This window comes from Nostoc sp. UIC 10890 (assembly GCF_054786515.1).
This window is the reverse complement of sequence record NZ_JBSGKF010000013.1, coordinates 1-18,722: the sequence shown is the minus strand read 5'-3', so window position 1 is coordinate 18,722 and position 18,722 is coordinate 1. Positions and strand designations below refer to the sequence as shown.

The window sequence follows — 18,722 nt, the reverse complement described above, 5'->3', positions numbered from 1 at the left end:
AATGAGCAGGCGGGTAGAAGTTGGTTTTAGTCAGCGTATTCAATTAAATTGGTTGGAACTTACAGCCAACCTTCTTTTAGCTGGTTCTACACGCTCAGAAATTCAAACAGCACTTAATGAATTTTTACAAGATAAGGTTTCAGTTGGCAGTGAAAGTAAATCTAGTGGCCGCAGAAAAACCATTTCGATACTGCTGAAAATCTGGGTTGGAGTGCCAACAAACCTAGAGCCTCTGCGAAATGAAGCTTTGGAACTTTTAAGAATCAGCCCATCTAATCAACACATAGTTATCCATTGGGGTATGGCTATGGCTGTTTACCCATTTTTCGGGACTGTTGCAGAAAATGTTGGGCGATTAATAAGATTACAGGGTTTATTTGCAGCAGCTTCTGTGCAAAGACGCATCAAAGAACAGTTAGGTGAAAGAGAAACAGTATCACGCGCAACTCAACGTCTACTGCGCTGTTTTGTCGATTGGGGAGTCTTACAAGATACTAATGAAAAAGGTATATATCAACCAGCATCAGTGCAATTAGTCGATAACAGGAGACTGGTAGCATGGCTAATAGAAGCAGTTTTAATAGCAAGTAATTCTAATTCCCAAGCTTTAGGTGTAATTAGCCAAACACCTGCATTATTTCCATTTATAGTCAGTCCCATCAACCTTAGAGATGTAGAGAAAAATCAAAGGCTAGAATTTTTCTGTCAAGGTCTTGATGAAAATATGGTGATGCTGCGGAGTTAGTTAAGTATTAGGGTAGTCCCCCAATACTGTTTGAACACAAACATCTGAATTGATCTGGGTGAATAGGTTACAAATTGAGGATTGGGAAGAAATAGTTTGAGTTGTTTTTCGGTACGCTGTAAGCTATCTAAGGGTAGGTCTTGCTAAAGCGTGGGTGTTTTAATGGCTATAGAACGGGAATCAGTAAATTTTAAACTTCCCAAGTCTTTAGTTGAATCACTCAGAGCCGAAGCCAAAAAACGCAACACCTCAGCAACAGAGTTGGTAGCTCAGGGTCTACATCACGTTCTTGGGCAGACAGAAGTTGCTGACAATCCTCTAGAAGACGTTCTACACCATATCATTAACCGACTCTCGGCACTGGAAGCAAATCAGGTAAATAATTCTTCGAGTATAGAAAGCAGTATAGATAACCGCTTACAGCAAATAGAAACTGTTTTGGAGCATCTCACCCAGAGTATAGAACAAAGTATAGAATCAACATCCACGCAACAACAAGCACAACAATTAAATAAACTGGAAGAGAAGTTAGAAACTGTCGCCAAGAGCCTTGCCCAACTTAACAATGCACTAGGACAGCTTCGACACAACGGAAATACAGGCAGAAGGCAATTTTCATCATCTCATCAGTTTCATGCTAAATCAGTAGAAATTCAATCCTTGGCTGGGGAAAATCTAGCTAGAAGATTGGGTGTTGATGAATTAAGCCTCTCCAGAGAACGAGAAAATAAGAGTCCATCTGAGTTTGAGTCATGGAGTCGCCATAGAGACCCCGCCTCCCGTGGTTGGCGTTTTGGGAATGATGGATTATATTATCCCGTCAAGTGATGCTAACTGAAGACGATGAGCTATGCCTCACGTTCTGGTGATGGGCTACGCCCTGCTCTCTTGCGATCGCAAGCAATATATGGGGTTCTGGTAGCAATGGAACAGGAATACCTCATTTTCTGCTGGCTTGGGGTAGATGTGACAAAGACACTGTTGATGCTCATGAAATACAAACTAGACAGTTTGGTTTGAAATGCCCATTGCTTATAAATTATTTAGCCAATCAGATACAGTATTCCCCTCATCTAGAGGCTTCAAGTACAAAGCACATTCTCGAATGACCTCTTGCTCTGAAACATGATTCTCCTTGCACCAAGCATTTATGCAATCATCGCTCAATGCCTCAATTTCTCCGGGATCAACCAATGCTGTCTCAGTATTTTCGTTACAAGCAATTAAATCAAGAAGTTTGACAACCGTTGGCGATCGCAATCGTTTGGATTTTGGTTCGTATACTGACCAGTAATATTTATCGTTGTGCTTGAGCAGGACATAAATTAAAGGATGCGAACCGGGGTAGGTTTTAGCACTGATAATATCGCTGTTGATATTGCTGGCATAACCGCGATGAAGTTGAAGCTGGGCAGTGTGTTTGTAATAGGGTGAAACATCATCATCGTCCGCAGTGTCCAATTTTAGACTGCCTGATTTTACAAAGATTTTTTCCGAAGCCAAATCTGGCATATAAATCTCTTGCATTGTATTTGTAGTCAAAACAGGCAAATCAATTAACTTTCTAGATTCGCTATGGCGCTCCATCAAATTGTCCCAGCGTTGCTGAATATTCAACAATTCATGTCCGAGTCTTGTTTTTGCTGTCAGTGTAGGAATGAACGTGTACAATTGAACTTTTCGAGTTGAATGCCAAAAACGTAATATGCGTCCCGCTCTTTGCACTGGTTCAATTGGAGTCCAAGCGATATCGTAATTTACGACAACCGAAGCATCCTGCATATTTACACCAATACCATAAGCATCGGTGGCAATGAAAACATCATATGTGTCTTCGTATTCATCAGTTGCATTGTTAGCATGAGGTGCAAACTGAGCTATGGCTGACTCAATTTCATCATTTTTTTCGTATTGTAGTTTTCATCTATTGTGCTAAATACCCGTAGTTCGGGCATTAATCTAGCTAAACCTTTTTTTAAATATGCTGCGGTTGGTAAGCGTTCACAGAAAATAATAATTTTCTCATTTTGAACATGAATATCTTTAACAAGATTAACAAGAATTTGGAATTTTATATCATGTTCAAAACTTAGCATATTAAATTTTTTTATAATGGGGTTAATAATTTTTTGCCGCTCAGAACGTGAAAATTTAAATTTTGATGTTTGATTTTTTGCAAACTCAAATTCCTTTGTTCCTCCAGGTGTATCAACAATACGTTCTAGAAAGTATAAAAGTGCTTCTGGGGAACTAGCCCAAGATATTTTGACCAAGTTTTCTATATTTTTTCTGTATATTGGATGAGGATTTTCTAAATCGAAATAACCATCAACAAAAACCGGAATAAGTTCGCTTTCTTTGGGTAAAGGGAAATAAATACTGTGTAGAGTTACTTGAGGAATATATTTTTTGTCTCCGTTAAAGTCAATGTAGATACCAGAAGAATCAGTCTGCCCATAGTACTTTGCTACGTGTGGTGTAGTCAGTTGAGAAGCTACAGGTAATTTCGTAAATTCTCCAGTTTCTTCAATGCGCCATGCTCGTGCATCATCAAAAAATTCTGGTAAGAAAACACGGCTTTCTGCTGTATGAGGTAGTAAAAATAGTTGTGTATTAATATTATCAATATCAGTAGCGTATGGAGAACCACTAAGAAGTAAAACTTTTAAATTACCATCTTTTATAATCTTTCTCAAACGTGTAAAAGCCAATCTCTCAGTCCTATCTTCTTGACGATATTTTCTATTAGAAAACTCATCTGAATAACGTTTTCGTAACTTATGGCATTCATCCAAAATAAGAAAATAACGTCCGTCGCTATCAATATTATTAGCGATTTCTTCAAACTCCTTAAGGGTGCGGTCATGCTTAACTGCTTTCTTATCAAGTGCATTAAGAGTAAAAAGGTCTGAACACAGCCCAGCAGAGTGCATTTCGCGCTTCCAAATACTACGAACAGCTGCGGGACATATAACAATTACATTATCAATTAAATCTTCTTGGCGCAGATGTATTGCCACATGAACCGCAACTACTGTTTTCCCCAATCCTGTTGAAGCAACCAGCATTGAGCCACCATGTTCACGGATGTGGCGTAGCGTTTGAGAAATCATGTCTACCTGATAGGAGACAGGCTGTTTTTTATATCTGGATTTAACAGGTTGCAAATTTTCTAAAGCAAGCATGGTTTTGAGATAAACATCCCACGGGCAAGCTAGTTGCAACCATTTTTGAAGAGCATCTAAGAGTTCAGCCGTAATGTCTTTGGCTTTAACAAAGTATATATCAAATTTCTCAACCAAGTCCGTGACTTTTTTAACATTGTCTTCCAATGTTCCAGATTCAATCTGCTCTATAAAACCACGTCCCGTTGTGTTAGCAGAAGTAATGATTGCTATATCACGGTCAATAATATATAGTTTTGCATGATGATCCATAGCACGCGCATCAAAAATTTGAAACTCGCCTGCTGCCATTTTTTGAACTAAATCAGATACGGTCTGCCGTCGAGAACGGTCTAAACCAGTACGCAAGTCACGCAGAATTTCATTGACTAAAGCTTTTCGCGCCCGTTCCTCGCCTGGGTCTTCAATTCCCACTAGCAAGTAAACTTGCTTACCTATTGTTGATTTTCGGATTAGTCCCCAACCTCTAATAGTGAAAAATCCAGACGCAATGCGAATTTCTTTTTTACCTTCTGTGAAACAACGGCGTACCTGTTCAAAAGTAATTCGAGATTCAAACCACGTTGTTGGTAAATTAATTTCTATCGCGCTGGAGTTATTTTCTTTTATTTCAAAATCTGCATCCATACGTTATTTTTTAATTGTAATTGCAGGATTATATACTACAAACTCCGAAATTTACAGAGTTAGTGAGCTTCGTAACTCATCTTCTGTAGTACCTTGAAGCTCCGAAGCTTTACTCAGCAGTAAATCTACTGCAACACGGATCAAAGTATTATCTGTAAGTCTCTCACCACCTTTAACTTGTTTTGTTCTGTTTAATTTCCGTGTGAGATCGGTAAGTGCGTCAATCTGATCCTGCCTCAATCGTGTTTCCTTACGCTCTAATTTTAAATACTTTGGAAGTTCGGTACTCTGTAAGTCTGTATCTTTCAAACTTTGTAACTTTGTAGCTTTATTGACTTCTTCACCCTCCCGCTTAATAACATTTTCCTTAGAAGAAACAGACTCTGCAACTTCCGAAGTCTGTAAGTCTGTAATATTGGTAGTCTGTTGTTCTGTAACTTTATCTCGCACTTCACTTGGAGTTTCCACTAAATTATCGGACTTTGTAACTTTGGTAGTCTGTAAGTCTGTAATATTGGAAGTCTGTTGTTTTGTAACTGCTTCTGGTGTTGAGTCTGTTCTATTTGTAGATTCCGGTTGACTTACAGGCTCTGTAACTTTGGTAGTCTGTAAGTCTGTAATATTGGAAGTCTGTTGCTCTGTAACTTCTTTTGTTTTTGAGTTTGTTCTATTTGTAGATTCCGGTTGACTTACAGGTTTTGTAACTTCCGAAGTCTGTAAGTTTGTAATATTGGGAGTCTGTTGTTCTGTAAATTTATCTTCTACCTCACTCGGAGTTTCCAGTAAACTTTCGGACTTTGTAACTTCCGAAGTCTGTAAGTCCGTAACATTGGAAGTCTGTTGTTCTGTTGCTTCTGGTGTAGAGTCTGTTCTACTTAAAAATTCTGGTTGACTTACAGGCTCTGCAACTTCCGAAGTCTGTAAGTTTGTAACATTGGAAGTCTGTTGTTCTGTAATTTTATCTTCTGCTTCACTCGGAGTTTCCAGTAAACTTTCGGACTTTGTAACTTCCGAAGTCTGTAAGTTTGGTTCTCTGATTTTTTGCGTTTCTTCGTGGACAAGATCAGATAAACGACGACGTGCTTTAGCCATGAGTATTTACCTCTCTCAAAAGCTCATCAGCAACACGCCGATAATCCCCTTCAGCTTCACGAGCTATTTTTCCGCGAACTTGAGTAATTGGTATGCCATCAAGAACAGCTTGTTCATGTACAGCATAAGCCCTGACAAAACCGTTAAATGCAGGAATACCTCCTTGCATGAGTGCTTGTTGAGCATCAAGCGCCTTACCCAAACTACGAGGATCAACACGAGTTAATAAAACTCGAAACTTAACATTTGCTGGCCTGATCGATGCCTGTACAGTTTCAATCAGTGCCTGAAGATCCATTGGGGCTGGGGGAGATGGCAGCAAAACAAAATCAGCCGCATCGATAGTAATTTGCAGTGCCTCAAAATGGAGTGCCGGAGGAGTGTCCACAATAATAAAATCAAACCCTTTTACTTTTTTAAGTTTTAACAACTCATTCGTATCTGTTTCCTTAGATAATTCAAAATCTCGCTCATTGCGCTCTGCCCACCAAGTAGCAGAACCTTGAGGATCTGCATCTACCAACAATACTTTTGATTTCTCAGCAAGGATGGCTGCTAAATTGACGCTAGTTGTCGTCTTAGCTGACCCTCCCTTTCCGTTCACAACAGCAATAATATGCACATCTTGACTCCGTAACTTTGTAACTCTGTTTGTTCGTAACTCTGTAAGTTTGTAAGTAACAAAGATACTAACTTACAGAGTTTGTATGTCAATAGTACGCCATAGAGTTGACACAGGCCATACCAGGAACAAAGAGTATGATTAACCATCGTGGGTAGTGTTGTCCTGCTACTAGGAAAAACTCATCGAGCAGGAGCATTCCCTCGAATTCCACACAAATATTACTTAAAAGAATTGTGTTATGACTCAATCTCACCCTTCATTGCCCCAACCCCAGCTAGAAAAAGCTGGTATTACCTTTGAACAGTATTTAGAATTTACCCCAGAAAAGCTGGAACTGAGTAACGGATATCTAGGCTATGGCGGACAAGACCAACTTGGTTTTCATTTGGCTGTCCTCACCAACATGGGGTTATTATCAGCAATTCGGCATACAGGCTTGTCATTGTGGCTAGAAGCCCTTGATCGTCGTGTACGGGAAAAACTAGCAACCGTCAACGCTGATCCAGAAGTAGCCCAAGCTTTGTTAAATCGATTTGATCGCGCTATGGCAGACCTGACGGCGGTGGTAGAGTATCTTGAGGAATAAAATTAATAGACTAGAAAATAGAATAACCTGTAGACTTAGGTATTGCCGCTAGGGTTGGTACAGAGCGGATCTGAACTGCGGGTTCATCCCATAAGTCTACCCCATAAAATGTCAATTAGCTCCGAATAAACTGAACTTATTGTCAAATAAAAACAATGAATATTGAACAGACCGTCTTAGAAGTTTCAGGAGTAGAAATTACCAAAACTCTCTTAGTAGATTTACAAAAACTCCAACAATACACTGGAGAACCAATAGCAGCTGTCTATGCAGACAATCTACTGCGTACCATGCGGAAGTTGCGCGATAAATTACCTTTTGACCCCTATACAGAAGTGGTAATGGCGCTGCATGATGCACTCTTCTTTGAAAACAGATGGATTGACTACAACGCCAATCAGTACAAGAGAGTTTGTGAATTACTTACATCCCTAGTGAATCAAGAAACCATCAACAATTCCTCAGTCGAGTCAGCCATTTTAACTTTAGAAAACTTAGGCTTTGATACCCTACCATTCGGTGTAAAAATTGACAATGATTAGTGTTTGCTCCTCAGTCTTTCAATTGGCGATGAACTGCTTGCCGAGTTAGATTAAGCTAACCGTGCAATTGAAAAATATTACTGTCAGGTTTTTTGCGAGAGTTGCAAATTTTACGTAGTTCAACAGACTCTCTAGGTTCAAGTAAATCTCTCATCGCCCACAGCAAACAACTCACCTGATTCCTGCCCATAATATAATCATCTTTGACTTTGATTGTTAGCGGCTGAACAACCTCAATTGTCTCTAAATCACCAAGTGGAGTAATGGTATTGAAATTTCTTGTTTCAGCAGTGTAGAAATCCTGAACCTGCTGCTGCCAATCACGTTGGATTGCTGCCAAAATGTTGGAGAATATTTGCTCATCAAACACCACTAACTCCGCACTGATTCTGTTGTCTGATTCTATTAGTGATAGTTGCCATTGGGATCGGTTGATAATCATTTCGCCATTCTCCAAATTCTACTTTATTAAACTTATATATTGGGGGTTAAAGTAAGAACTATACTACTAATTGGAGTAAGGTCAGTTATTCTAACATTGGATGCTTATGTCGATTTTACAGCTAGTTCAGGCAATACAAGGGTATGGGGCAAAGTTGCTATCTACCAGCCACCAGCACTAGATATCTAAAAACCTGTATTTCATATTTGTTGTACGCAAAAAACTGGCAATTCTCTTAGTTCTGATTGGCAACTAGACACCATCAAACCAAATCCGCCAGCACGCTACTCACCTTCAACTGGTGCTGCTGTCGATTATCGTCATAAATCATTAAGGTCTCCAACTTGGTGTGCCGACTGAGTTTCTGCACCTCCCGCACACTCTGCCCCGCATCCAACGCCGCCGTAATCGAACTGTGCCGAATGCGGTGCGGACTTAACGGCTTACTAATATTCGCCTTTTTCGCCCGCGTTCTTACCATCTTGGCAATCCCCGTATCCGTCAAAGGATGCCCCGGCGTATTCAGATCCAACGCCACAAACAACGCATCCTTAGTTGATGCCAACCCCCGAAACGCCAACCAATAACAAATTGCATCCCTAGTCTTAGGAGTTAAATCAATCGTCTCCCGTTGACTACCCCTTCCCTTACCCAAAATCAGCAGTTTGCTATTTTGACGATCAAAATCCCCCATCTTTAACTTCGCAATCTCCCCCCGCCGCAGCGCATTATCCCAAAGCAAGCGCAGCAAAGCATAATCCCTGACCCCCTTCGCCGTCGTTGGATCACAAGTCAAAAGTATCTGCTTAAATTCCTGGGGAGTAACACCACTGGTATCTCGGTATTTAATGACAGTTTCACCCTTAATATCCTCCAAGGTGTAGCCACAAACCCCCAACACCCTACCCTTATGCACCAGCGCCCGTAGAGCTGACAACCGCCGGTTAACCGTGGCCTCCGATAACCTCTGCTCAATCATCTTGGCTTTGTACTTGACCACCCACAAGAGTGCTTGCGCCCCCGGCAGTGCCAAAAATCGCACCACCCATTCCGCCGTCGATTCCACCCCAAACATCTTGGTAAAAAAATCTTTAATGTCCCGATCATAAGCTTTCCGCGTGGACTCACTACGCTTCTCTGACAACAACATCGCCAATACATCCGGCTGAGTCCACCAATCCATCACGGAAGGCAGAGTATTATTATTGACTTTCAGGATGCGACCGGACATAAAAACTAGGTGACGATAATAGTTCTTTACGTAACCTTATACCCCAATTTGTCACCTCTCGCCTAGTTTTTTTACCTCGTTGCCCCAAACTTGATCTAACTGTCCCAAAAAAAGTCATTCTGGTGCGATTATTTGACTATCCCTAAGATCATCTATGCTTTGCAATCCACCCTTAAGCGTTTGATTGAGTTTGGCTCTAACAGCTTCAACTCAGTTATCATTCCTTACTAGGTGTTTCGGATATTCGTAAGTACTTTAACTCCTATGTAAAAACCCATAACATTGAGTAAATTTTGTGATTCCTGGTAAGATGTGAGCTAGTAGAGGTAAGACAACCTGTGAGTGAAGTACGAGCCGACTATGACGGTGCTTGGAAGGAAGGTGTAGAACAATACTTTGAGGCGTTTCTTGCATTCTTTTTTCCAGAGATTCAAGCAGAAATTGATTGGACGCGAGGCTATGATTTTCTTGAGCAAGAACTTCAGCAGTTGATAAAAGAATCTGAAGTTGGTAAGCAATTCGTCGATAAGCTAATCAAAGTTTGGCTAAAAGATGGAAAGGAAACTTGGTTGCTGATTCATCTGGAAATTCAAAGTCAAGTAGATCCCAACTTCACTAAACGGATGTTTTCGTATCACTACAGAATTTTTGACCGTTATAACCAGGAAGTTGTTAGCTTGGCAATTCTGGGGGATAATCAAGCCAATTGGCGACCGCAAGAATATAGTTATGGACGTTGGGGATGTCGTTTAAGTCTTCAGTTTCCGATTGTCAAGCTACTGGACTATGAATCTCGTTGGTCAGAATTAGAACAAAGTGATAGTCCTTTTGCTGTACTGGTGATGGCGCACCTGCGGACACAAGCGACAACTCAAGATTTAGCAGGCCGATTGCAGTGGAAGTTGAGCTTACTTAAACGAATGTATGAGTTAGGCTATAGTAGAGATAAAATCCAGCAAATCTTCCGGTTGCTAGATAGATTAATGACTCTACCACCGGAGTTAGACTTAAATTTTCAAGCCGAATTGGAGCGTTTTGAGGCTGAACAGCAAATGACATACATAACAAGCATAGAACGCATAGGTATAGCAAAAGCTACCCAGAAACATATTTCTCAAATCCTAACAATTCGATTTAAAGATGTTCCTACTGAATTAGTAGAAAAATTAAATAAATTATATGATATTGAGTTATTGAATCAATTGTTAGAAAAAGCCGTAACTATAGGTTCAATATCTGAGTTTAGGCAACAACTAAGTCAGGAAGACACAAACACAGATCATGAAACTAGCAGATAAAAAGTTTCTTTAGCCTGAGCTAAGGTAAAGTCATTTAAGTATTAATTAAATTTTCAAGCCGAATTTGAACGTTTTTAGGCTGAACAACAAATGACATACATGACAAGTATAGAACGCATAGGCAGAGCGCAGACTCTACAGGAGTCTATAGCTGAAGTTCTAGAAGCTCGATTTAATAACGTTCCCCCTGAATTGATTGAGCAACTGAAGAAAATTTATGAGCTTGACAGACTCAAGCAGTTGTTGAGACAGGCTAGTATTACAGGCTCAATTTCTGAGTTTGGGCAACAATTAAGTCAAGAAAATACAAATACATAGTCTTAAAGTTGTGCTGGAAGTGGCTCACACAGTCATTAACTATTGTTTATTGCAATAACTCAGTAAGTGCTTGGTGAACAACTTAGATGAAACTGGGTAAAACACTGGCTCATAGTCAGCGTTCCAAAAGAAATGCCAGCGATACTTGGTATCAAAATCAGATGCCCATTCTTCAAAGCTGTAGTCGTAACGTTGCTCATTTCGCCATTGCTTTGCATGAGCAACTATTGTGTCAACTTTCACCCCAAATCTTTCAGCCATTTCATAAGCAGTAAGAAAAGGTAGCTGGGTAAATTCTTCTTCTAGCTCAAATTCTTGCTGCACATTAGGTGAATCATTGACTATTCCATTCTGTAAAGAATTTACAATTTTTTGGGATTCTTGAGTATCAGTTAAAAAAGCTGATACAAATATGAGACCTAGCCCACTTAAGGCAACTATTTCAGCAAATGCAGTTAAAATTTCTTGAATCATGATTGGTTTGTTGGATTCTTGGGTAAATGCAATCAATATATATTCCCAAATGATGCTTTAGTAGGTGTCTGATCTCCAACAAATCAATAATTATTCGTCTTTTAAAGAATCTTCATCCACCATCAAAACATAGTCTCCCATCTGCGCTCCTAAGTGAAGAACAATTGGACGAGCTAAGGTGTCTTTGTATTGTAATGCCATCCGACGTAATTCATGCGTCAATACTGCCCAATGCCAAGGGTCATCTTCTGGTTGTATGTAAGCTACTACTAACTCAAGTATTGCAGGGTTTGACCAGTGAAGTTGAGGTTTATCAAACTTACTGAAATCGAGTTTTTCCTTTGGCATTGTATTAGATTTTTGCCCAATACTAAGAAATATACGCTCATTGCTGTCCGTATTAAATAGTCCCTCTGTCGCTACACTTATTTGTTCAAGTTCTACCAAATTCTCAAACAACTTCGCCTTCTGTTTCTCTTGATCATGCAGAGCATACCATTCTGGAGTTTCTCCATCTTGGCGTACCCGAACTACGCGAAGTTTTGGCATCATTTGAGGAGATTCAGTGCCAAAAAGTATCCCATCTTGAGATATTTCTTTATCTTGCAGCCATGTCCAATACCTTCGGATGTTTTGAGCATCACAGAGTAGTAATGTATCTTTACCTCTTAACTCTTTGGTTTGCAGCATTCGCTTGATAAATCCTTTTATCTCCTTTTTTAAATCGTTGTTATCTCCTGTAATAGATGTTCCTTTTAAGTTTATTTTTCTTAAAGCTTCATCGTAGGGTATCCAATCAGATATACCATTAAAAATAGCTTCTATTGCTTGAGAATCAGAACGCATTTTCACCATAACTGGGATAAGTTGTTGTTTCCCATGAGCGCTGGTTTTAGAAGTGCGGTTAACCAACCATAAACCTACATAAGTAAGAGGGTTAGGAAGAGTTGCTGATGGAATAACTATGCGAGGCGGAGCTATCTGTACTCCCAGTGACCGCAGTAGGTCTAAAAAAGAAGTTATCGTTTTCTGCGGCAGTTCTTCTTGTAATTCGTTAATTTCATTCTGTTCTCGCCTGTTTAACTCTCTTCCTTCATCTTTTGCTACCTTTTCATATTTCTTTTTTAATTCCTCATGTGCAGGGACAATAAACTTGGATACCCTGTCAATTTTTTCTTGAACAAAGCCTAAGCGAATAGCGGCTTGAGGGTCTGTCCATTCAGGTTTCCAATGGTTTTCACCATAGAGTTCAACTAATACCCCTACTTTCCCAGTTACAGGTTGCATTTTATTAACACTTTCTGCTACTTCAGCTTTTCTACTGTTGATAGCTTCTTCTCGTTGTTTGGAATTTGGTTTTTTTGTTTTATCTGTAGATAAAGCTAAACGTTCTGCTAATTTACCTATTTCTTGCGTGCGTATAGTTACAGTCAAATCTATATCCGGGAAATTATGAATACCTGTTGTCGCTGTCTTCAACCCCAGGCAATACCATATTGCCTTTATAAGTGCATCCCGTGTTGACTCATTAATATACCAAATTTCAATTGTTAGCTCTTTGCCAATACAGTTCCTTATGGCTTCACAAAGTCTTATTTTCTCTGAGGATAGTTTCTCTAAACGTTTTTCATAATGAGCATATTTTAATTGGAAGTGTTCATCGGTTTCATCCTCTTTCTTTTGACATTTATCTCTTTCTAATTGTTGTTTATCTAAAATTTGTTCATACCTTAAATTAAATTGTTCATCATTTTCAGGTTTTTTCTTTTTAATTTTGTTTCTCTGTCCCTCTTGTTTATTTAATAGTTCTTGAGTTCTAGTTAGAAATTCTTCTTCTGTCTCTCCCTTTTCTTTATCCGGCACAGGTAACTCCCAAGATGTTCCATCGGGCTTGGGTAAGTCAAATATTTGAGCAGACTGTTTAGTATCTATTTTAAATTTAAACCGCTTATAGTCTATTAGTTCCCAGTGATCTTGTAACAAGAATGCAATCTGTTCAGCTAATTGACGACGGTTAATTGGTGGTAATCCTTTCCCTACTTTATGACCTGGAATTATCCCATCTTTGTAGGTCATACAAATATTAGGAATATCTAGTAAATTCAGTGCTTGTGTAGGATTAGCTAAAATTTGCTCTGGGGTATATGGAAGACGGTTGAATTCATTTAATAATCTAGCTAAGTTATTATCCCACTTAGGCCCGGATTTCCATATCAGTGGAGCAACTTGAAAGTATTCTGTATAACCGTAAGGATTTAATCCCTCACCCCATTGAAGCTTGGTACGAATATACACAGAACTAGCTTGCCCTCCTGGTAGCAAACCAGTATCATTTCTACTGCTCCACCGCCGGATACTCATATCACATTGCAGTTGAGGATATGGCTGGAATGGAACCGTTTGTACTTTCAAAGTCAGAACTATTGAGTAATAGTAAGTATGGTTTTTCTGCGTGTACGATAGCGGAGGCCAAGATATCAACTCTGCTCCTGCTCCTTCTATTGGCGCACAGCGATAGAACTGAATTGTTTCATCACTTAATTTGAACTTTAAGTTTGGGTCACTCAGTTGTGTTGCTAGAATATCAGGCAATAGGATAAATCCATCTGCATCTTCAGTAATATTGGCGGTTCCATTAGCATATTTTTTCCATAATTCCGTTTTTAGGGTCACAGGTTCCCACTTTAAATTGTTAGGGTTCGATAGTAGCTGCATTACAGCTTGTCTTTGCTCAAAGGTTATCCCTTTCTTGCGCTTGTTTGGGTGTTCATCTGGAAACTCAGTATCTAGCCAATAAGAGAAAATTGCTGATAATTTATCTATTGGAATTTCAACTGGACTGTATAACCAAATTTTTTCCCAAATTTTACCTATGTAAATTAAACCAGGGATACTTGCCCGTAGAGCTTCGTTGAGTGATGTGATGGGAATACCAACTTTATCTTTGGGACGGCTGTCTCTCTCGGCTACAAGATTTTTTAATGAATCTTTGACTGTTTCTGGAAACTTCAGTGCATAAAATTTTTTAGCGGGTAAGTTGTGTTTGAGTCGGAAGGCACACAAGCGAACTTTGTTGTATCTAGGTGATGACATAAATCAAATAATTTGTAATTTGTGAAATGTTTACGGAAGAACATCAGAAAAGATTTTTAGTTTTGGCGATCGCTTCATAAAATGGGCGATAAAGAGCCTGAACTATCTGCCTATCCCGTTGGGTAATTTGAGGATCATCCTCTTCAAAATAGGGTTGTAACAAATCTCGGATACCAACAAGGATACTGGTTGAAGGGGTATCCTCTTGGTCATTCATCTGTGCAATATTTAGTCCAAACTTGGCATCGCACCAAAACAATTCTGCATCACTGCTGCCGCGAATCAGACGACCTACCACCTGCCAGAGCGAAACGGCAATATCCCAATGCATTGCCGTTAAGTTGTTTTCATCAAGAGTTCTTAGCCTTAATGGTAGGTGTAGCAACCGGAGCCATTGACTATAAGCCGTGTCTCGAAACTTAGTACCTAATTCATCAAGATTTTCCCCTACAGCGGTTTTGTACTTTTCGATTGCCCAACGGTTGATGGAGTGAATCGCATAGCTTAGGTCATCAGGACTAGGATGGGGTAGAACCAGAAAGTAAGCTGCCCCAATTGCTGCCATTCCATTCTCATCAACAACATTGTGACCACGCTCCATAGCTTTTAGTGGGGCTATCAGAATTACTTTGTCCGGTTTATGGGCAAACTCAGATACTCGTCCTCGCTGCAATGTATTATGAGTTGCATCCTCTGAATCATTATCAAGCCAGTCTGATTTACTATCATCACTCGTTAAAGCTATAACCCGATTTCCCCAACCAAGCCGAATTAGATGTTCGTGGACTATTTTTACCTGTTCATAGCTATTCACTAACAGCAATATTTTCCGTCCTTTGAGGTCTGTTAGTTTCTGCTCTAGATATTCTTCTTCTACTAACTTGGTGACGATTTTCTCCAAGTTTTTTTGCTTCTTGTCCCCTGTACCTGAGACAAATATTGGTTGATTCTGGTCATCGTATAACTGTAAAAACTCAGAGTAAATTGAAAATCCCTTATTATTATCTGGTGACAGCACTCCGGTCACTGGTACTTCAACATGGTATGCCGGAGATTTACCAGCCCAACTGGTTCCCGACATCAGCAATATGTGGGGACTTACTACGTTTTCGCTAGCGAATAAATCATTAAATTGTAGAAGTAACCAACGACCAACACCTGTACAACGGAAAAATCGTAGACTTCCTAATGGTTCAGAATAAGATTTGTGGTACTGGAATGCCACCTGATTTCCCATCGGCATTGCTGGTATTACAGAGTTATAGTCGGCTGGTGGCGCTTGAAACCACATTGAATCCTCTGGTTTCAGTTTGAGGTTATCTTGTACCTGTCTCCATAGGCTCATCATGAAATGGAGCTTTTTTTGTAGAACACAGACTAGCAAGGCAAACTCTAACTTGACGGCTATTTCTTGAATCTTCTTTGACTCTAAGAGAATAGCGGCATTTTCCTTGACCCACTTACGAAGAGCTTCCGTCTTGCCACTGCCTTTGTGAGTGAGCGTAAAAAGTGAATTATTGTCGTTGTCTAAATTATTGATATAAGGTTCAAATATATCCTTCATTAAATTATCAGAATTTTCATTTCCGGCTAAATCAATAGCCACTTCTCGCAATAGCAACCAATCAGTAAAATATTTTTTGCTATTTTGCCATTGGGATAACTCAGGATAATCCCCTCCTAACATCCGATAAATTTGGTCTGTCACTCGTTTAGCTTGTTGGCAAGCATCCCACCAATCACTGACGATTTTTTCTCGAAGTGGTTGAGAATTTTGACGCACTAATTCATCTTCGACTTTTTGTAAAACTTCATCCAACCAAGCGTCTCTTGTCGGTCGGCGTAATGTCTGATCTGGGCTAAATGCTTTATCCAAATAAGCTTGATATTGGTCTACCTCATCCACAATTACTAAGTCACTACGCCGAGAGACTAACTCAGCATAAAGTAGACTTTCTCGATTTATCTGTTGTGGCACCCTGCTGTAAACTAGGCTTCCCGGTGTAGCAATCCAGATAGAAGCTTTTACTAAGTCACGTTCTTTCTGATGGTAGGAACATACACTGTAAGCTGAACAAGCTATTTCCCCTTTAGGTGATTCTGACTGTTTCACATCTGGCTCATAATTTTCTGTGTCTGCTGGTTCTGATTTCTTAATCAGTTCTAGAGACAGACAAGGTTGTTGACCTATTTCAAACGGTTTTGTCAGGTCGGGCTTAACTAGTCCACTCAATAGGCAAGTGTTGCTCAACCATTGAAAGGCGGGATGAGTTTGATTGAAGGGTTCCTCTGGATGGCTATTATGAATGGCTTGATGCAACCGATTGATATGGCTCTTTCTGTTTGAATTACCCAAAATAGGAGCTACATCGGTAATTCCTACATCAGCAAAAGTCTTTGCCAATTCAAATATTTGTAAGACATCTCCTACTATTAATGTCACGTGCAATTCTTTTTGGACTGCCCAGACTGTCAGGACTTTCATCAAATTGGATTTGCCTGATGATACCATCCCTACTAAGTGCATCATTCTATTGATAGTTAGGGATTCGACTGTAACTAGACAATCACCATCACCAAATATCTGTAACTTGACACGCTTTATCCAACTTTTCCACTGCGGTTTTAGTCCCCGTTTTTTCCTTTGTTTATCCATCCATGCTGCTGTTTCTTCCAGTTCTTTCCAACTTACACTTATAGGTTCGCGTTCGGACTTACCAGTTAAAGTGTGACCAGTTGGTGGAGACTTTACCAGTGCAGGAGGGATTTTGATTGTTTCTATTATTCCGTTTACTTTACACTTGTATATTTGGTCAGCCTCAGCCCACTTTAGTTCGCGTCTTTTAAACAATGAAACAGGAGAAGTTAAGGTTTTAGCATATATTTCAAATCTGAAATTGGCAATTGTTATGTTACTCCTTATTTGAAATTCTTGTAAAGATTCTGATACTTCATATCCGCGCTGGTCTGCTGGGAAAGAGCGATAATTATTTAGTGCTTCTGACCACACATAAGGTCTTCTATAGTCCGTTAACAAATGACGCGCAGTGGTATACATTTTGTGTTGCGACTTACTCCATTGTTTTGATTCTGGAATAGAGAAAGGATAACCAGTCAGTAATACCCAGAGACTACTTGCAGAGGCATTTATAACTAATGATCTTAACAAGTATAACCCTAACTCTACATCACACAAATTTTTGTCTAACCCTTCTTTTTTTAAGGGTTTATGCCATTCTGTTGTATTTCTCATTTTTGACAACTGTTTAATTTTTTCTCAACTGCTTTTAAGAAAATCTGTTCAAACATCACCTGAGATTTTTTTAATTTAACTGAACAGCGATTTACAAATTCTTGAATATACTCATCCCCATATTCTCTAATTTCATCAGCAAAGACAAAAAATGCTTCATGGTATGGCTGATGGATAAGTCTAGGGATAGGCTTGTCTACCTTCTTTGCTAAGTTATATGCAGATTCCCAAAACTTTACGTCAACTGCCCAGACTGTATTATCAGGAAAGACTATGTGCAGGTCGTATTTATCAAAATCCGGGTAGAGAGTAACTTCTAATCCTAATTCTTGCAAACGTTTTTCTATTCTTAGTTCTGCACAACCAGGACGGTGAATAAAATATCGCAGTCCCTTTTTGAGCCATAAAACTTCATCATCTTTATCGCACTGAAAAGGAACTGGGGATTTCTTTTCTTTAGCACAATGCTTATTCTCACACTTTAATTCATTGTCCGCAGTCCGATGCATTAATCCACCACAGTGACCGCAGCAGTAAAATTTTCCCTGTTTTTTGTAAGAAGCTGGAGCTTCTTCATAGCTATCTTCTAAAACTTTTTGAAATGGCTTGAGTTGGAGAACGCTTTTAATATCTCGTTCCCCTTTTGTTATCACAGGGCAGGTGATAATTAAGCGGCGAAACTCTACATATAGGTTTGGATATTGTGCAGATTTTCTAAAAACTTCTTCCATCACCTCTGTTTGAATCCGCTCGGCTTCACTTATGTATGACCCGTCTAGCTCAATACAAAACCCGCTGGGCTTGTGGTCTTCTATAAATTGAGCATCTTTCCAATCTTCTGGAAAGTCAATTTCAATAGTCCAATCTTTTATAGGATGTTGCCCCCAGTTGGTGAGAAAGTCAGGAACCCCTTGAGGTTGAATTTTATTTTGCATCACACAAATAGCTTGTAACTTTTCTACTCCCAGTTGCAGCGCAGCTGGATAAGGGAATAGTCCCAGCTTTTGCATTTGCTGTGCATATTGAACTATTCCCTTAGCTATCTGGCGTAGGGTCGATTCTTCGTCTGTTGTTTTTAGCTTTTTTGAGATTGCCTTTGTGCTTTCATCAGGTTTTTCGGCTGGTACATAGGAGGTCATATCAAATCTCCTCTGCCCAGATGGTGTCCTGATTGCCTTAATGTTGCCCGCAGCTTCCCACCGCCTTAAGGA

Annotated in this window: 17 protein-coding genes; 7 read left to right on the top strand and 10 right to left on the bottom strand. The window is 39.6% G+C overall.

The window, feature by feature from the left end; translation table 11 throughout:
- Window position 1: 1 nt before the first annotated feature.
- The 3 genes from ACWATR_RS36615 to ACWATR_RS36605 all read left to right on the top strand — a co-directional run bounded on the left by ACWATR_RS36615 (window position 2) and on the right by ACWATR_RS36605 (window position 1,765).
- A complete protein-coding gene (locus ACWATR_RS36615) occupies window positions 2-745 on the top strand; it encodes a hypothetical protein (RefSeq protein WP_460344193.1) in 744 nt (247 codons plus the stop codon).
- Between the two features lie 162 nt (window positions 746-907).
- Window positions 908-1,573 carry a hypothetical protein gene (locus tag ACWATR_RS36610; protein ID WP_460344190.1) on the top strand — a complete coding sequence of 222 codons (666 nt, stop codon included), beginning with the start codon at window positions 908-910 and terminating at the stop codon, window positions 1,571-1,573.
- A 15-nt stretch (window positions 1,574-1,588) separates the two neighbouring features.
- The gene (locus tag ACWATR_RS36605) at window positions 1,589-1,765 is read left to right on the top strand and encodes a hypothetical protein (protein ID WP_460344187.1); all 177 of its coding nucleotides are present in this window, start codon (window positions 1,589-1,591) and stop codon (window positions 1,763-1,765) included.
- Between the two features lie 12 nt (window positions 1,766-1,777).
- Here ACWATR_RS36605 and ACWATR_RS36600 read toward each other — a convergent pair whose 3' ends face one another.
- From ACWATR_RS36600 to ACWATR_RS36585, 4 genes are read right to left on the bottom strand one after another with little or no spacing between them, the layout of a single operon-like run.
- A complete protein-coding gene (locus tag ACWATR_RS36600; protein ID WP_460344211.1) occupies window positions 1,778-2,626 on the bottom strand; it encodes a C-terminal helicase domain-containing protein in 849 nt (282 codons plus the stop codon).
- Window positions 2,623-4,557: a DEAD/DEAH box helicase family protein gene (locus ACWATR_RS36595; RefSeq protein ID WP_460344184.1), complete on the bottom strand. Its 1,935-nt coding sequence runs from the start codon at window positions 4,555-4,557 to the stop codon at window positions 2,623-2,625. Before ACWATR_RS36595 ends, ACWATR_RS36600 begins: the two co-directional genes overlap by 4 nt.
- A gap of 51 nt (window positions 4,558-4,608) precedes the next feature.
- Window positions 4,609-5,649, bottom strand: a complete 1,041-nt coding sequence (locus tag ACWATR_RS36590) for a hypothetical protein (protein ID WP_460344181.1) — start codon at window positions 5,647-5,649, stop codon at window positions 4,609-4,611.
- Window positions 5,642-6,271 carry a ParA family protein gene (locus ACWATR_RS36585; protein WP_181927098.1) on the bottom strand — a complete coding sequence of 210 codons (630 nt, stop codon included), beginning with the start codon at window positions 6,269-6,271 and terminating at the stop codon, window positions 5,642-5,644. Before ACWATR_RS36585 ends, ACWATR_RS36590 begins: the two co-directional genes overlap by 8 nt.
- A 241-nt stretch (window positions 6,272-6,512) precedes the next feature.
- On the opposite strand from ACWATR_RS36585, the gene ACWATR_RS36580 reads away from it, so the two are divergent.
- The gene (locus ACWATR_RS36580; protein ID WP_181927097.1) at window positions 6,513-6,860 is read left to right on the top strand and encodes a hypothetical protein; all 348 of its coding nucleotides are present in this window, start codon (window positions 6,513-6,515) and stop codon (window positions 6,858-6,860) included.
- A gap of 155 nt (window positions 6,861-7,015) precedes the next feature.
- Window positions 7,016-7,402, top strand: coding sequence for a hypothetical protein (locus ACWATR_RS36575; protein WP_460344176.1), 387 nt, complete (start codon window positions 7,016-7,018; stop codon window positions 7,400-7,402).
- A gap of 55 nt (window positions 7,403-7,457) precedes the next feature.
- Here ACWATR_RS36575 and ACWATR_RS36570 read toward each other — a convergent pair whose 3' ends face one another.
- Window positions 7,458-7,844: a hypothetical protein gene (locus ACWATR_RS36570; protein ID WP_460344173.1), complete on the bottom strand. Its 387-nt coding sequence runs from the start codon at window positions 7,842-7,844 to the stop codon at window positions 7,458-7,460.
- Between the two features lie 262 nt (window positions 7,845-8,106).
- Complete coding sequence (locus tag ACWATR_RS36565) at window positions 8,107-9,075, bottom strand: tyrosine-type recombinase/integrase (protein ID WP_138504592.1); 969 nt, start codon at window positions 9,073-9,075, stop codon at window positions 8,107-8,109.
- Between the two features lie 338 nt (window positions 9,076-9,413).
- Here ACWATR_RS36565 and ACWATR_RS36560 point away from each other — a divergent pair, with 338 nt between their 5' ends.
- Together ACWATR_RS36560 and ACWATR_RS36555 are read left to right on the top strand one after the other, a co-directional pair.
- Window positions 9,414-10,373 carry an RpnC/YadD family protein gene (locus ACWATR_RS36560; protein WP_460344170.1) on the top strand — a complete coding sequence of 320 codons (960 nt, stop codon included), beginning with the start codon at window positions 9,414-9,416 and terminating at the stop codon, window positions 10,371-10,373.
- 90 nt (window positions 10,374-10,463) lie between these two features.
- The gene (locus ACWATR_RS36555; protein WP_460344167.1) at window positions 10,464-10,691 is read left to right on the top strand and encodes a hypothetical protein; all 228 of its coding nucleotides are present in this window, start codon (window positions 10,464-10,466) and stop codon (window positions 10,689-10,691) included.
- A 39-nt stretch (window positions 10,692-10,730) separates the two neighbouring features.
- Here the strand turns inward: ACWATR_RS36555 and ACWATR_RS36550 are convergent, their stop codons facing one another.
- The 4 genes from ACWATR_RS36550 to ACWATR_RS36535 all read right to left on the bottom strand — a co-directional run.
- On the bottom strand, window positions 10,731-11,165 hold the full coding sequence (locus tag ACWATR_RS36550; protein WP_460344164.1) for a hypothetical protein: 435 nt from the start codon (window positions 11,163-11,165) through the stop codon (window positions 10,731-10,733).
- Window positions 11,166-11,255: 90 nt separating this feature from the next.
- Window positions 11,256-14,258, bottom strand: coding sequence for a pPIWI_RE module domain-containing protein (locus ACWATR_RS36545; RefSeq protein ID WP_460344161.1), 3,003 nt, complete (start codon window positions 14,256-14,258; stop codon window positions 11,256-11,258).
- Window positions 14,259-14,301: 43 nt separating this feature from the next.
- On the bottom strand, window positions 14,302-17,511 hold the full coding sequence (locus ACWATR_RS36540; protein ID WP_460344158.1) for a pPIWI_RE_Z domain-containing protein: 3,210 nt from the start codon (window positions 17,509-17,511) through the stop codon (window positions 14,302-14,304).
- Window positions 17,508-18,722, bottom strand: a 1,215-nt coding sequence (locus ACWATR_RS36535) for a restriction endonuclease-related protein (protein ID WP_460344155.1), incomplete at its 5' end; no start/stop codon positions are given. The genes ACWATR_RS36540 and ACWATR_RS36535, both read right to left, overlap by 4 nt.

Bases quoted from the DNA above. Each gene is read 5' to 3' on its own strand.
- ACWATR_RS36615 (WP_460344193.1), top strand. From the start codon at position 2: ATGAGCAGGCGGGTAGAAGTTGGTTTTAGTCAGCGTATTCAATTAAAT.
- ACWATR_RS36610 (WP_460344190.1), top strand. From the start codon at position 908: ATGGCTATAGAACGGGAATCAGTAAATTTTAAACTTCCCAAGTCTTTA.
- ACWATR_RS36605 (WP_460344187.1), top strand. From the start codon at position 1,589: ATGAGCTATGCCTCACGTTCTGGTGATGGGCTACGCCCTGCTCTCTTG.
- ACWATR_RS36595 (WP_460344184.1), bottom strand. From the start codon at position 4,557: ATGGATGCAGATTTTGAAATAAAAGAAAATAACTCCAGCGCGATAGAA.
- ACWATR_RS36590 (WP_460344181.1), bottom strand. From the start codon at position 5,649: ATGGCTAAAGCACGTCGTCGTTTATCTGATCTTGTCCACGAAGAAACG.
- ACWATR_RS36580 (WP_181927097.1), top strand. From the start codon at position 6,513: ATGACTCAATCTCACCCTTCATTGCCCCAACCCCAGCTAGAAAAAGCT.
- ACWATR_RS36575 (WP_460344176.1), top strand. From the start codon at position 7,016: ATGAATATTGAACAGACCGTCTTAGAAGTTTCAGGAGTAGAAATTACC.
- ACWATR_RS36570 (WP_460344173.1), bottom strand. From the start codon at position 7,844: ATGATTATCAACCGATCCCAATGGCAACTATCACTAATAGAATCAGAC.
- ACWATR_RS36565 (WP_138504592.1), bottom strand. From the start codon at position 9,075: ATGTCCGGTCGCATCCTGAAAGTCAATAATAATACTCTGCCTTCCGTG.
- ACWATR_RS36555 (WP_460344167.1), top strand. From the start codon at position 10,464: ATGACATACATGACAAGTATAGAACGCATAGGCAGAGCGCAGACTCTA.
- ACWATR_RS36550 (WP_460344164.1), bottom strand. From the start codon at position 11,165: ATGATTCAAGAAATTTTAACTGCATTTGCTGAAATAGTTGCCTTAAGT.
- ACWATR_RS36545 (WP_460344161.1), bottom strand. From the start codon at position 14,258: ATGTCATCACCTAGATACAACAAAGTTCGCTTGTGTGCCTTCCGACTC.
- ACWATR_RS36540 (WP_460344158.1), bottom strand. From the start codon at position 17,511: ATGAGAAATACAACAGAATGGCATAAACCCTTAAAAAAAGAAGGGTTA.